At 51.2% G+C, this 15,098-nt stretch carries 10 protein-coding genes; 7 read left to right on the top strand and 3 right to left on the bottom strand.

Going from position 1 to position 15,098, the window contains the following annotated elements; genetic code table 11:
• Window positions 1-62 precede the first annotated feature (62 nt).
• From ABD852_RS14450 to ABD852_RS14420, 7 genes are read left to right on the top strand one after another with little or no spacing between them, the layout of a single operon-like run.
• A complete protein-coding gene (locus ABD852_RS14450) occupies window positions 63-2,039 on the top strand; it encodes a penicillin-binding transpeptidase domain-containing protein (protein ID WP_345030086.1) in 1,977 nt (658 codons plus the stop codon).
• Entirely contained in the window at window positions 2,040-3,317 is a 1,278-nt protein-coding gene (gene rodA / locus ABD852_RS14445) for a rod shape-determining protein RodA (RefSeq protein ID WP_345030083.1), read from the top strand.
• 31 nt (window positions 3,318-3,348) lie between these two features.
• Window positions 3,349-4,152, top strand: a complete 804-nt coding sequence (locus ABD852_RS14440) for a Rossmann-like and DUF2520 domain-containing protein (RefSeq protein WP_345030082.1) — start codon at window positions 3,349-3,351, stop codon at window positions 4,150-4,152.
• Between the two features lie 54 nt (window positions 4,153-4,206).
• Entirely contained in the window at window positions 4,207-4,734 is a 528-nt protein-coding gene (locus ABD852_RS14435; RefSeq protein ID WP_345030081.1) for a KdsC family phosphatase, read from the top strand.
• A 46-nt stretch (window positions 4,735-4,780) separates the two neighbouring features.
• Window positions 4,781-5,986 (top strand): exonuclease subunit SbcD, encoded by a 1,206-nt coding sequence (gene sbcD / locus ABD852_RS14430; RefSeq protein ID WP_345030079.1) that lies wholly within the window; start codon window positions 4,781-4,783, stop codon window positions 5,984-5,986.
• A gap of 4 nt (window positions 5,987-5,990) precedes the next feature.
• Window positions 5,991-9,038, top strand: coding sequence for an AAA family ATPase (locus ABD852_RS14425; protein WP_345030076.1), 3,048 nt, complete (start codon window positions 5,991-5,993; stop codon window positions 9,036-9,038).
• Window positions 9,039-9,054: 16 nt separating this feature from the next.
• Window positions 9,055-10,044, top strand: coding sequence for a helix-turn-helix transcriptional regulator (locus tag ABD852_RS14420; RefSeq protein WP_345030074.1), 990 nt, complete (start codon window positions 9,055-9,057; stop codon window positions 10,042-10,044).
• A 75-nt stretch (window positions 10,045-10,119) separates the two neighbouring features.
• Here ABD852_RS14420 and ABD852_RS14415 read toward each other — a convergent pair whose 3' ends face one another.
• From ABD852_RS14415 to nusA, 3 genes are all read right to left on the bottom strand, one after another.
• Window positions 10,120-10,620, bottom strand: a complete 501-nt coding sequence (locus ABD852_RS14415; protein WP_345030072.1) for a DinB family protein — start codon at window positions 10,618-10,620, stop codon at window positions 10,120-10,122.
• A gap of 137 nt (window positions 10,621-10,757) precedes the next feature.
• Entirely contained in the window at window positions 10,758-13,715 is a 2,958-nt protein-coding gene (infB, locus tag ABD852_RS14410) for a translation initiation factor IF-2 (RefSeq protein ID WP_345030070.1), read from the bottom strand.
• Between the two features lie 96 nt (window positions 13,716-13,811).
• Window positions 13,812-15,053, bottom strand: coding sequence for a transcription termination factor NusA (gene nusA, locus ABD852_RS14405; RefSeq protein WP_345030067.1), 1,242 nt, complete (start codon window positions 15,051-15,053; stop codon window positions 13,812-13,814).
• Window positions 15,054-15,098: the final 45 nt, after the last annotated feature.

The raw sequence follows: 15,098 nt of genomic DNA, 5'->3' as shown, positions 1-15,098 counted from the left end.
GTTAATTGATAAAAGTGACTTAATTTTGTTGTGTAGTTGGGCTTAGGGTATTGTAGTGCTGCATGCAGGAAAACCGTCATCTTTTTATCATTTTCGGGGCGCTTTTGATAGGAGTTATCTACCTGGCAAGGCTTTTTTATCTCCAGGTACTCGACGAAAGCTACGCCATTGAATCTTCAAGTAATTCAATCAAAAAAATAGTTGAGATTCCGCCGCGGGGGCAGATTTACGACCGCAACGGTAATCTCATTGTCTATAATACGCCGGTTTACGACCTGGTGGTAACCCCCTACAAAACCAAGGTGCGTGATACGCTCAGGCTTTGCCGCACCCTGGGCATTGAAAAAACCGACTTCGATAGCCTTATGGGAGCGGCCAGATCCTATTCGCGTGTGAAGCCGTCACTGTTTCTGCGGCAATTGTCGAAGGAAGAATTTGCCCGGATCCAGGACGTGATGGTAGACTACCCGGGCTTCGAATTCGAACGAAGCTCCGTCCGTACCTACACTTCTGCCAGCATGGCCAACTCATTGGGTTACGTAAGTGAAATTTCGAAAAAGCAATTGGAGGCCCAGACCGACCCTTATTACCGTCAGGGAGATTACGTGGGGCAGACCGGGCTGGAAAAATTTTATGAAAAGGAACTGCGGGGCAAACGGGGCACAAAGTTCGTCATGGTGAATGTAAACGGGGTGCAGAAGGGTTCATGGAAAGGCGGGGAGCTGGATACTTCGTCTATTGTGGGGCAAAACCTTTATACCGGGATCGACCTGATGGTGCAGCAGTATGCAGATAGCCTGCTGATCAACAAAGTAGGAAGTGTTGTTGCCATCGAGCCCAAAACCGGGCAGATTATTGCCATCGCCTCTTCTCCTACCTATGATCCCCGCCTGCTTACCAACCGGGCGTTCTCGAAAAACTACCTCAAGCTGTACAAGAATCCCTATAAACCGCTGTTTAACCGCGCGGTGATGTCCAGTTACCGGCCCGGGTCGACCTTCAAGCTGATCCAGGCGTTGATTGCGCTCCAGGAAGGGGTTATCACAGCCGGTACCGGCTTCAGCCACGGCGCCGCTCCCATGAAATGTCACGGGCATCCTTTCACTTCGACCGTCGCCCTGGGGATTCAGCATTCCTGCAACCCGTATTTCTATTATGTATTCAGGAAGTTGCTGTACGACAATGATGACGGGAATTCGTTTACAACTTCGGCGGCAGGACTGAAACGATGGCATGCGATTGCCCGGAAGTTCAGTATGGGAGAAAAGCTGGGGGTAGATCTGCCCAGTGAATTCAAGGGTAATGTCCCGGATGACGCGTACTATGACAAACATTTCGGAAAAGGGAAATGGAAGTTTTCAAACATATATTCGGTCAGTATCGGTGAGGGAGAATTACTGACCAACCCGATCAAACTCGCCAACCTGGCGGCCACTATAGCGAACAGGGGGTACTTTTATACGCCGCACATTGTTGCATCAATAGGCGAGAAGGGGGCATCTCCGCTGCCTCAATACCTGGAAAAGCATGAAACGGGCATCTCTCCGCACCACTATGAAACCGTGATCGAGGGGATGAAGAATGCTGTAGTGCGGGGTACCGTGCCGGGTTTTGCGCAACTTTCAAGCGGTATAATCAGCGCGGGAAAGACCGGTACGTCGCAGAATCCCAAAGGGGAGGATAATTCCATTTTTGTCGCCTTTGCGCCGGTAGACGATCCCAAAATTGCCATCGCCGTAATAGTGGAATTTGCAGGATTCGGCGGGTCGCATGCTGCCCCCATCGCGAATTTGCTGATCGAGCGATACCTGAAACGGGAAACGATCAGCAAGTCGGTTGAATCGTACGTGTTGCGGAAGAACTATTTGCCTAACTATATTTTTCCGCGTGGTACTTTCCCGCGGCCGAAACCCGTGCCGGGTGACAGCCTGAAGAAGGCCAGGGCAGATAGCGTGCCTATTGCGGCAGGGAAAGACACGCTCCGGAAAATCGGGTATAAAACAAAGACATCAACCACCGCGCTTAGAGGGGGAATATAAATGGCAGAGTCAGGAAAATCTATAGTCGGAAATATTGACTGGCTGGTACTGTTGCTCTATTTGTCTTGCGTGACAATGGGCTGGCTGAATATTTATGCGGTGGTTTATACGCCAGAACATCCTATGAGCATGTTCGACCTGTCCAACCGCTCAGGGCAGCAACTGCTCTGGATTGGTACCGCCAGTCTGCTTATTATTGCCATTATGGTGGTAGATCACAAGTTTTATGACACCTTCGCGTATGTCATTTACGGAGTGGTCATATTACTCCTGGTAGCGGTTCTTTTCATGGCCGCTGATATCAAGGGTTCCCGTTCGTGGATTAAACTGGGGAACTTTTCTCTCCAGCCGGCCGAGTTTGCCAAGCTGGCTACCAGCCTCGCGCTGGCCAAATACCTGGGCGACCCCACACTCAAGCTCCAGGATTGGAAGGACTATAAGTACGTTGCCCTGATCATCGGGCTGCCTGCCGTTTTGATCCTTTTGTCGAATGAAACCGGGACCACCCTGGTCTTTGCCTCCTTTCTTATCATGCTTTACCGGGAGGGCCTGCCCGGCATTATTTTGGTAATCGGAATCGTAATGGCCGCGCTTCTGATTGTGACGCTGCTGGTGAACAAATGGTTCGTGGTGGCCGCCATCATTGTGCTGGTGGCGCTGGTGATCTGGCTCATGCCGAAGATGGCGCGCCGGAGGGGCGGGGCATTGACGAGTATCCTCTTCGGGGTAGGGATGATCATTACGGTGCTCGGCGTTGACTTTTTCATTAACGACGTGCTTCAAAAGCACCAGAGCAATCGTATCCGCGTGCTGATTGATCCTTATTCGGACCCACAAGGCGCCGGTTGGAACGTAATCCAGTCTAAAATCGCAATCGGGTCAGGCGGGTTGATGGGAAAGGGGTTTTTGCAGGGAACGCAGACCAAGTTTGATTTCGTGCCGGAACAGGATACTGATTTTATCTTTTGTACCGTAGGGGAGGAGCATGGCTTCGTGGGCGCGCTGGTGGTAATCGGCCTGTTTATGGGCCTTATCTCCAGGCTGGTGATATTGGCCGAGCGGCAACGAACCCGGTTTGGCAGGGTCTACGGTTATTGCGTTGCCGGTATCTTCCTGTTTCACTTCCTGGTCAACATCGGGATGACTATCGGTTTTATGCCGGTAATTGGTATTCCGCTCCCCTTCTTTAGCTATGGAGGTTCGTCTCTTTGGGGTTTTACGATATTGTTATTTATCTTTCTCAAGATTGATTCTCAAAGGCCGTTTGCTTTGAAATAACGAACCTTATCAATAACCCTTATTCTGTTCTATGATTATTTCGTTTGTTGGCGCGGGAAATGTGGCATGGCACCTGGCTCAGGCGTTTGAAGGAGCCGGTCATATTATTTCCGAAATCTATAGTCGTGACCCGCAGAACGCGCGGCTACTGGCTTCGCAGCTCTACGATACGACCATCCAACCTGATCTCAACCTGTCGGAGAGCGAGGCTCAGCTCATCGTGCTGGCCGTACCGGAAACAGCGCTCGAAGAGGTGTTGCAGCGTATTGTCTTTCCGCCCAGGACGATGGTTGTCAATACTTCCGGGTCGAAATCACTGCAGGAGCTCAGACAACTCACTGAAGTGTACAGCGACGTGCCGGTAAGGGTGGGGGTATTTTATCCCCTCCAGACGTTTACCAAAGGCAGCGACATAGACTATACCAGTATCCCGTTTTGTGTGGAAGCTGCCGATGAAGATATGGAAGAAATACTGGTTCAGTTGGCGCAGACGGTCAGCAACGTGGTGTATCGCATGGATTCCGAGGAAAGAAAAGTACTCCATATAGCGGCGACCATTGCCAATAATTTTTCTAATCATCTCTATTCAATAGCCCACGATCTGCTGGAAATCCATCACATCGAATTTGATATTCTCAAACCTCTTCTCGAACAGACCATCCGGAAATCTGTGGCGCTCGGAGACCCGGCAAAAGGGCAGACTGGGCTCGCAGTCCGCGGTGACTGGGCGACAATCGGGGAACATATGGCAATTTTGCAGGATATCAATCCCGAATGGGCCAACATCTACCGTATTTTAACAGACAGCATCCGCTCGCGGCATTATTATGACTAGCCGGGACCCCGCTTGTTTGACAGACCCATCCGAAAGTAAATAAAAAGCATTTGCATGAAGGGCAAAGATCTATCAGAAGTATTTAGGAAAATTACAACGTTTGTTTTTGATGTCGACGGAGTGATGACCGATTGCAGTGTCCTCGCACTGGAAAGCGGCGAACAGCCCCGGTCGTTCAATGTCCGCGACGGATACGGTATTAACCGGGCCTTGAAGCTCGGGTACCGGGTAGCCATTCTTTCTGCTCAAAATCAGGTGGGCGTCCGGAAAAGACTGGAGTATCTCGGCATCACGGAGGTATTTATGGGGGCATCACCGGACGGGAAAGCACCTATTTATGAAAAATACCTTAGCGACAACAAACTGGACCGTGAAGAGGTAATTTTTATGGGTGATGACATCCCGGATTACGAGGTGATGATCCGCGATGGGGTGGTGAGCGCCTGCCCGGCAGATTCAGTGCCGGAGGTACTGTCTGCGGCCAACTATGTTTCCCCTGTCAAAGGCGGGGAAGGCGCAGTTCGCGACTTGATTGAACAGGTTTTGAAAGCCCAGGGGAAATGGCTCTCCTGGATAAAATAGTAGGGCGGCAGGACTGGCCGCGCCGGTAGAAAATAGAATGGGGAAGGTGAAAGTTCTGCATACAGCCGACTGGCATATTGGAAAGCTGTTGCACAAATATAGTCTCGAAGAAGACCACAGGCTGTTTTTCGACTGGTTGTATGACACGATCAAGACCCGTGATATTGACCTTCTGCTGGTCTCGGGAGATGTGTTCGACACGGCATTCCCGTCGAACGCATCGCTCGGGATGTACTATGGCTTTTTAACCCGTCTGCTCGGTCACAAGTGCCGGATCATTATTACGGGAGGCAACCACGATTCCGCCGGCGTGTTGAATGCCCCCCGCGATCTGCTTACGCATCTTACCATCAACGTAGTGGGCGATGTTACCGGGTTTCCTTCCGCCGGCTACTTTGCTTTCCCGGAGTGGGGCATCAGCATCGGCGCCATCCCTTTCCTGCGTGATTCCGATTTGAGACGCGCCGTCTCCGGCTTGGGATACGAGGACCGGGCGGCGCTTATAAGAGAAGGAATTACACGCTTTTACCACGAAATGGCAGCCCACCATCAATCGGTTTACCCGGGAAACAGCCTGATCGGCATGGGACATCTTTTTGTGTCGGGCGCCGAGGTGTCGGAAAGCGAGCGTGACATCCACGTTGTCGGCAACCTGGCGGCGTTTGGCGGTGCACAGTTTCCGCCGGGGTATGCCTATCTGGCACTGGGGCATATTCACAAACCTCAAAAAATTACAGACTCCATCCGCTATTCCGGATCGCCGATTCCGCTTAGCTTCAGTGAAAGGAATGATCCGAAATATGTGATTGAGCTCACTTTTGAAGATGGTAAGCTGGTTCATTCGGAAACGCTGTCCACACCGGCGCTCAGAGAACTGCGCAGTTTTTCGGGTAGTCTCGACCAGGTTTGGGGGGAATTGGACCTTTATGCACCTGAAACCGCCCTGGAGCCCCTGGTTGAAATTAATGTGGTGGAAGAAACATATGACCCTGCCCGAAGCCTTCGGTTTGAACTGTTGCTGCGCGAATTCGAGAAAGCGCCGTTTCGTATTATTAAACCCAGGCTGACTTTTCAAAACCGCCTGAAAGATGCTTCCGATCTTTTTGTCCCGGGAACCGAAGTGGCGGATTTGTCCCCGAAGCAGGTTTTCCTGAAGCGAATGGAAAAGGAAGTGCTGGATGAGGAGGTCAGAAAGGTGCTGTCCGAGGCTTTCGAAGAACTGTTGAGCGAGGTCTCTGCGACCGATTTGTAGCGTTATGAAAATATTGAGGCTCCGTTTCAAGAACATCAATTCATTTTACGGGAAGTCGTATACCATCGATTTTACAGCCCGGCCTTTGTCGGATTCCGGTCTGTTTATCATTTCAGGCCCGACCGGCGCGGGTAAGTCAACCATTCTCGACGTCATTACGCTGGCTTTGTATAACGAAGTACCTCGCTTCGAAAAGGGGATTTCGAAAACGGAAATCGATAAGCTGGGGTCAATCGTAAATGCCCGTGCGGCTGAAGAACCGAAATGTGAGGCTTTCGCAGAGGTGGAATATGAAGTCCGCTCGGGCAAGTACCGGGCCGCCTGGTCGATTTCGAAAAACCGGAATGGCAACTGGAACAATTACCAGATGGAAATTTCGAAATTGCCTGAAGAGATATTGCTGGAAGTAAAGAGCCTGGGCGACTATCCCAAAAAAAACGCGGAGCTGATCGGGTTGAATTTCGATCAGTTTGTGAAGTCCATTATCCTGGCGCAGGGCAGCTTTGCAGAGTTCCTGAAAGCGGACCGTAATACCCGTACCAAACTCCTGGAGGACATTACGGGTACCCATATCTACAGGAAGCTGGGGGAGCAATCGTATGAGCGCTTCAAAGAATCAGCCGGTCAGATCAGGCTGAAAGAAGCGGAGCTGAAAGGGGTAGTGTTGAAAACAGAGGCCGAAGTAGCCGAACTGACCGAACGGAAAATTGCACAGGAAAGACTGCGCGAAAAGTCGGAGCGGGAGGTAGAAAAATGGGAAAAGGAGCGGAACCTGTCCAACGAGCAGGACAAACTCCGTGCAGCAGCCCGGAAAATAGAAGCAGATCAGCTGAGGCTCACCGCTGAGCTGGAAGCATTCAGTGAGCGTAGGGAGCAATTGGCGGCGCACGAATCGGTAAGCCATTTGGCGGCGCCTCTGACGAAGCACCGGGAATCGGAAAGACAACTGAAGCGTATTGAAGACGAAATTGCCTCGCGTGGGAAACAAGCCTCGCGGCTCGTGACAGAGGAGGCCGGTCTCCTGGAATCGGTATCGGCCCTGATCGGTCAGGAGGTGACCGGTGTCGATTTTATACCCGCCGTTGACCGTTTCGAAAACGAGATTTTGGGGTTGGAATTGGAAATAAAGGAGCAGCGTGCACGGGCGGCCCCAATTGACAAGGCAGTTCGGTCGGAAATTGCCGCAGCGAACCATGCCTGGGCCAAAGGACTTTCAGTTTCGGACTACGAAAGCAGCCTGCAAGCACTCAGCGATCGCATGGCGGGACTCGGAGCTACACTTTCCGCCTACCCGGCTAATTTCGATGCGTCGGAACGTCTGAAGGTGCTTGATGCGGATTTTGAGACGCTTTCCGACCTGAAGGCACGCTTTCAGGATCGGGTGCGCCTGGGAGAGGAAGGCAAGAAGCTGCGCGACGAACTCGCGCGCCTTTCCCTGATGGAATCGCAGCTGCAACCCGAATTGGTTGCGTCTTCCGCAAGGCTTGCGACTATAAAAAAGAACATCGAACAAAAAACCGACCAATGGATCCGGGAGTCAACGAGTCAGAAGCTGGAAGTTTACCGGGATAACCTCCGCGAGGGAGAACCATGTCCTCTCTGCGGCTCGCCGGACCACCCGTATCTGACACACTACGTCAACCTGGCCACTGGTCTTGCCAAGGAAATCCAGGACCTTAAATCGGAACTCGCGACTGTGGAAATTAAGGAGAAGCGATTGGTCCTGGAGGTGGATGGCGGCAAGAAGAAAGCAGTCGAACTCGGCGAGCGCTTAAATGCGATGCGGTCCGACTACAAACAGGTGGACGGTGTTATCAGGGAAACGGTTTCGAAAATGGGGCTAGGTCCAGAAGCAACTGCCGACGATCTGCAACATAAACTCCGGTCAGTTCAGCAGGAGAAGGCCGGAATAGACAGTTGGGTGAAAGGACAGGAGCAAGTGAGCCTCGCCGCCAGGTTGAAAGAAGGATTTACCGAACTGATGGCGGTGAGGAACGAGGTGAGACGTCTTGACGAGGAAAAGAAACGAAGGTACAGCGGCAATCAAATCCAGCAAGAGGCGAGAGAGCTCCGTAGTAAATGGGAAAATCTCATTACCGTACGCGAAGAGAACAACAGGCAGCTTGTGTTTAGGGAGAGCGAGCTTAACGAGACCCGGCGGGAAATGGAAGAAGTGTTATCAGGTTTGCAGGCTGAATTGCAGCGAACAGGTCTTTCGTCTCCTGAAGATGCCGAAAAAAGGATTATTCCTGCCGCACAGTACCAGAAGCTTAAGCTGGAGGCGGATCGCCTGCTGCATCAAAGCCAGAACCTGAAATTGATGGCAGCCGAAAATGCAAGGATGCTGACAGAGAGAACGGCCGCGAGAAATTTCCCGGAGCTGTCGACAGAGGAAATAGAGCGGCTTTACGGTGATGCCCGACAGCATTTCAGAAACCTGCTCCAGGAAATTGCCTCTCTTCAAACGCTTCTTCAGACCGAGCTGGAGAACCGGGCGCGCTTCGGATTAATCAGCAATGAATTAGCAGAATTGCAGAAAGAACATCGGAAATGGGACCTGCTCAGGCAATATATAGGTGATGCATCCGGAAATAACTTTAGCGGTTTTGCGCAGAGCCTCACATTGCAGAACCTGATCGGTCTGGCTAATTTACGCCTGCAAAAGCTCTCAGACCGGTATATACTCGACAAGCCTGGAAACGACTCGGAAGGTCTCTACGTTTTGGATACCTACCACGGCAACCAGGCGAGGGCGGTGAGTACGCTTTCGGGCGGTGAAACCTTTACAGTCAGCCTCGCCTTGGCGCTGGCATTGTCCGACCTGGCGTCCAGGAATGTTCGTATCGAAAGCCTTTTCATTGACGAAGGTTTCGGCACGCTCGATGCCGAAACGCTGGAGTCGGCAGTCGCCATACTGGAGCGCCTGCAGGACGAAAGCAGTAAAACAGTGGGCGTTATTTCGCACCGCCCGGAAATGAAGGAACGAATTCCGGTACAGATTCAGGTTGAGAAGGGGATTGATGGATCCAGCAGCGTTCATGTTGTCGGTTAATTTTTTATAAGAAACTGTGGCTTATACAGAAGATTCGATCAAGCGTTTTGAGCGGATTGTGGCGATACTGATACAGCTGCAATCCAAGAAAATTGTTCGGGCCCAGGAATTTGCCGAGCGGTTTGAGGTGAGCGTGCGGACGATTTACAGGGACATACGTTCGCTTGAAGCGGCGGGGGTACCCATTTACAGTGAGGCAGGGGTGGGGTATTCCCTGGTGGACGGTTATAAACTACCGCCCGTCATGTTTACTCACGAGGAAGCGGGTACCTTCGTGGCCGCAGAGAGGCTGATGCAGAAATTTATGGACGAAAGCCTGGGGAAGCATTTTCAGTCAGCAATGTTCAAAATTAAGTCGGTCCTGAAGGAGGAACAGAAAGAGCGGCTAGAGGCGATACGCTCAAATTTGCTTGTTTCTTCGCCTTCCGACCGGATGTTTAACCAGAATGTACCGGATGCTTTGGAGATACTGCTGGAAGCCGTGGCCGAAAAGCGACAGGTGATGCTGCAATACCAGTCCATCGAAGCTACCGAGCCGGGCGAAAGGTTCGTGGAACCGGTAGGAGTATTTCACGAAAACAGAAACTGGTACCTGTTCGCATTTTGCCACCTCCGCAACGACTACCGCCAATTCAGGGCGGACCGAATTTTCGGGATCGGCCGGACGGGCCTGCAGTTTAATCGAGCCCACGAAAACCTTGACCACTACCTGAACCGTGAGCGGCAGGTGATTAAAAAAACGGTGCGGTTGTCGGTAGAGAAAGAAAAGGCTCGTTTTGTTAAGTGGGATAGAAAGCATTTTGGCTTTGTTTCGGAACGTCAGGCGGGCCATAAAATAGAAATGCTTTTTGAGTGCGACTACGAAAACAACGGATTTGCCCGATGGTTCATGATGTTCGCCGATTTCGTGGACATATTAGAGCCTGCTGCGCTCGCAGACCAGGTACGGGATTTATTATCGAAAGCAGGGAATCGAGTGGAAGCGGTTAAAACCGGGGCCGAATAAAACAGGCTGCGGAAGCAGGTTGAACCGACCTGTTTCCGCAGCCTTGCTGCTGAAAAACCGAAAAAGTGTTACCTGTTAAGCGCTTGCAGGCTGTTCCAGCTGGCGCTCCCAGAAAAAGGGTGGTTGAATACCGAGTGTCCTGAGGTAAACATAGCCCTGGGCACGGTGATGGATTTCATTGTCGATAAAATACAGTACGTTTTGAATGACGGGGAAGTCATATTCGCCGAATAGCCTGATATTTTCCCGGAACCTCTCCAACGGGATTTTCGCCCAAAGTTCATCAATAGCCAGGGTTGCCTCGTCCCAGGCATTCAATAAGGCCGCTTTCGAATCGAGTTTCTCGTTTTCGTCGTTGAAGGGCTTAATTTCCCCGCCAACGATTTCTTTCAGGCCCGGTACGGCAATTGCAAGCAGCTCTTTCGCGAGTTCGGCAAAAGGCCTCATACCTCCCACGGAGTGACTCATCAGTTCTTGTTCCGGGAAAGCTTCAATGACACGACGGGTAAGGGCCCGGTGACCCTGCCAGTGAAACAATAATTCGTCCGGGGTCAGGATTGGTTTTGCGCTGTTCATACTATCTGTTGTTTTGGTTGATGGTACAAGTTTAGCGGCGTGAAGTGACAAGGGAGTGTCAGCATCTTTTCACAGCGCAAAAAAAAACTCCTCAAATGCCGGGCATCTGAGGAGTTTTTCGGACCGTGCTGTGAAAATTACAGCGTTCTTTTGACTTCCTTCAATTCGAAGCTTTCGATCACATCTCCAACCTCAATGTCATTGAAATTCTTGATATTAAGACCGCATTCGTAGCCCGAACGTACCTCCGAGACATCATCCTTGTATCTTTTCAGTGAGTCGATTTCACCGGTATGAATCACGATACCTGCGCGGATGATCCTGATCTTGTTATTCCTTTTCACAAAACCATCTGTCACATAGCAACCGGCGATCGTACCGACCCTGCTGATTTTGAATACTTCACGGATCTCGATATTACCGGTGACGAATTCTTCCACAGTCGGCGCCAGCATACCCAGGATTGCATCCTTGATTTCTTCGATCGCCTGGTAGATAACCGAGTAATGACGGATTTCGATTTGCTCCTGCTCGGCCATCTTTTTCGCGCTTGGCGAAGGCCGTACCTGGAAGCCGACGATAATCGCATCGGAAGCAATGGCCAGGTTGACGTCAGATTCCGAGATCTGGCCAACCGCCTTGTGGATGATATTAACCTGTACTTCCTCCGTAGACTGCTGCAACAGGGAGTCGGAAATCGCTTCTACCGATCCGTCCACGTCACCTTTAACAATCAGGTTCAACTGTTTGAAGTTCCCGATCGCCTTTCTGCGCCCGATTTCTTCGAGTGTGATGTGCTTACGCGTCCTGATGGATTGTTCTCTGAGAATCTGCTCGCGTTTGGTCGCTATTTCACGCGCTTCCCTTTCATTGTCGGTGATATTGAACTTGTCACCGGCCTGGGGAGCGCCGTTAAGTCCCAGCAATTGAACAGGCGTCGAAGGTCCGGCCTCTTTGAGGCGGTTACCCCTGTGGTCAGTCATCGCCTTTACCCGGCCGAAATGTGCCCCGGCGAGAATAATCTCACCGACCCGCATGGTGCCGTTCTGAACAAGCAGCGTAGTAACATACCCGCGGCCTTTGTCAAGTGAAGCTTCGATAACGGTACCTGTCGCCCTGCGCTTCGGATTGGCTTTCAGTTCAAGCAATTCTGCTTCGAGAAGTACTTTTTCCAAAAGATCGTCAATCCCCTGTCCTGATTTCGAGGAGATTTCCTGGGCCTGGTACTTACCACCCCAGTCTTCTACCAGCAGGTTCATTTGCGAAAGCTCTTCCCTGATCTTATCAGGGTTCGCGCCTGGTTTATCAATCTTACTGAAGGCGAATACGATAGGAACACCCGCGACCTGCGCGTGGTTGATCGCTTCGCGCGTCTGGGGCATGATGCTGTCGTCCGCCGCGATTACAATAATAACCACGTCGGTGATCTTGGCACCCCTCGCCCGCATCGCCGTAAACGCCTCGTGACCCGGGGTATCAAGGAACGTTACCAGCTTCCCGGTTTGCGTTTTTACGCTGTAGGCTCCGATATGCTGGGTAATTCCACCAGCCTCGCCGCTCACCACGTTCGCCTTCCGGATATAGTCAAGCAGTGAAGTTTTCCCGTGATCGACGTGACCCATAATGGTTACGATCGGCGCACGGTCTACCAGGTCAGCTTCGTTTTCCTCTACTTCTTCCGCTTCCGTATCAAGCTCTTCTTCCGCAGAGATAAACTGTACCTCGTATCCGAATTCATCAGCAATAAATGCGATGGCTTCGGCATCCAATCTCTGGTTGATGGAGACAAAAAGCCCCATGTTCAAACAAACCGAGATAACCTCCTGTACGGAGACATCCATCAGGGAAGACAATTCATTTGCGCTCACGAACTCGGTTACCCGCAGCAATTTGTCTTCACCGTTGTTGAGCGAATTATCCGAATCGTCAGCGCCACGATCTCTTCTTCTCCTTGCCTTCGCCGAACCTCCCCTTGTGGTGGTTCCGCTGAGGCGAGCCATGGTAGCCTTGATATTTTCGGAGACCTCTTTTTGGGAAACCTCTTCGCGTTTTTCTCTTCTGCGGTTGTTGCCTGCGCCGCCTTTGAATTTGTTGCCGTCTCCACCCGAGTTACCGCCGCCGCCCCGGTTTGCACCCTGGCTAGCCTGTTGGCCTTGATTACCCTGCTGGCCCTGGTTGCCGGACGTAGTGGTAGAAGCGCCTGCCTCCGGTTTTGTTTCCGGCTTATTGACCTCGCCTCTGATCCGTTTCCGTTTTCTTTTCCGTTTACGGTCATTGTCATCGGCGGACTGGTCATCCTTCTTTTTAGGACGTTCCACCGGAAGTTCGATCTTACCGACGACGGTAAGGCCTTTCAGGGGTTTATTGCGGGCAGCAATTACTTCATCCTCGCCTGAATCACGCCTCGGCTCTTCAGGTTTTGCCGCAACAGTCGGTGTTTTTTCTTCCTCTTTAATAGGCTCTATTTTGTTCTCTTCTTCTTTTTGAACGGTAACGGGAACAACTTCAACCTCAGGTTCGGGCGTTGCAACCGGCGACTCTGGTTCCGGTGCAGGAGCCGGTGTCGGCCGCTCTTCTTCTGCGGGTGGCTCCGGTACCGATTTTTCGGGTTCGGGTACTTCAACCGGTTCAGGTTTCGGTTCAACCGGTGTTTCCGGAGCAGCCGGGACAGGAGCGGGCGCCTTGAGTGGAATCACGTTGCCTTTGCTATCCAATTCTACCTTCCCAACCACCTTCACGCCCGGAAGTTTATTTTCCACTTTAGGTACTTCTGGTTCTACGGCGGGTGTCGGCTCGACCACCGGAGGTTTTGCTGCGGGTTCTTCTCTGAAATACCTCACCACATCCTCCTCTTTCGTCTCTGCCACCGTTGGTTGAGGCGTTTCCGTACCTTCAGCACTTGGCTTCAAAATGGCACGTAACTCTTCCGAATCGAAATCTTCAGCCAAAACATGAATCTGTTCTCCGTCTATTTTGGTATTCGGACTGGATTCCACCTTAAAACCTTCGGCAGAAAGATGATCCACGATTGTAGTGGTAGCTACTTTCAGGATTTTTGCCACTTGGCTCAGGCGCATCATTTTGTTTTCTGCCATAAAGCTATTTATAGTCTTGGGCCCTTCAATTATCAAAGGGGAATTAACAAATATAAAGAAAGCTCAACCGATACTCTCTTTGGGTTTCGCCGGGGCTTACTCGAATTCTTTTTTCAGAATCTCGAGAACATCCTCGACTGTGGCCTCTTCAAGGTCTGTCCTTCTGACAAGCTCTTCCTTGTTGAGCGCCAATACACTTTTTGCGGTATCCAAACCGATTTTCCGCAATTCGTCGATGATCCAGTCTTCTATCTCATCGTTGAATTCAACCAGGTCAACATCTTCCTCGGAGTGTTCTTCCACATCGCGGAAAACGTCTATCTCCATGCCGATCAGCTTACCTGCCAGTTTAATGTTCTGCCCGCCTTTTCCAATTGCCAGTGAAACCTGGTCCGGCCGAAGGAACACTGAAACCCGTTTGGTTTCGCGGTCGATCTGCATGGACGTAATTTTCGCCGGGCTCAGGGCACGGCTGATTAACAACTCCAGGTTATCAGTATAATTGATAACATCGATGTTTTCGTTCCCGAGTTCACGAACAATTGTATGAATTCTCGAACCTTTCATCCCGACGCAGGCGCCTACCGGGTCGATTCTGTCGTCGAGCGACTCCACCGCCACCTTGGCTCTTTCGCCGGGTTCACGAACAATTTTCTTGATGAGGATATGACCGTCATAAATTTCCGGAATCTCCACTTCAAAGAGGCGCTCCAGGAAAACGGGCGAAGTACGCGAAAGCGTAATCTTGGGCGCGCCGTTGTTGAGCTCCGCCTTATGGATAACCGCTTTGATATGATCGCCCTTCCGGTACCTGTCTTTCGGAATCTGTTCCGTACGCGGAAGGCTCAATTCGTTGCCTTCAGGATCTACCACAATAATTTCATTGCGGAGTGTCTGATAGACTTCGCCGGTCAATAGTTCGCCAACCTGATCCTTGTACTTTTCGTACATCATTTCTTTTTCCAGGTCTTTGATTTTCTGGATCAGCGTTTGCCGGGCGGTCTGGATCAGGCGGCGCCCGAAGTCAATCAGCTTAACCTCCTCGGCTACTTCTTCACCCACTTCAAAGTCAGCCTGGATCTTTTTGGCTTCTTCCAAAGGGATTTTATCGAAGTCCCATATTTCTTCGGAATTGTCGTCAACGATTTCCCGCGTCCGCCACATTTCCAAATCCCCGTTATCCGGGTTAATGATCACGTCAAAGTTTTCGTCCGTGCCGTACTTTCTTCTGATCATAGTCCTGAAGACTTCTTCCAGGACACTGATCATGGTCGGACGATCTATGTTTTTGGAGCGAGCGAATTCCGCAAACGATTCTATTAATACTTCGCTATCCATGATTTATTCTCGTTCTGGTTGTCAATGCTATGTTCCTCTGACTTG

The sequence above is a fragment of the Ravibacter arvi genome, from assembly GCF_039540405.1.
GTDB lineage: Bacteria > Bacteroidota > Bacteroidia > Cytophagales > Spirosomataceae > Ravibacter > Ravibacter arvi.
Note: the sequence above shows the minus strand (reverse complement) of the source record. Positions and strands in the feature narration are given on the sequence as shown.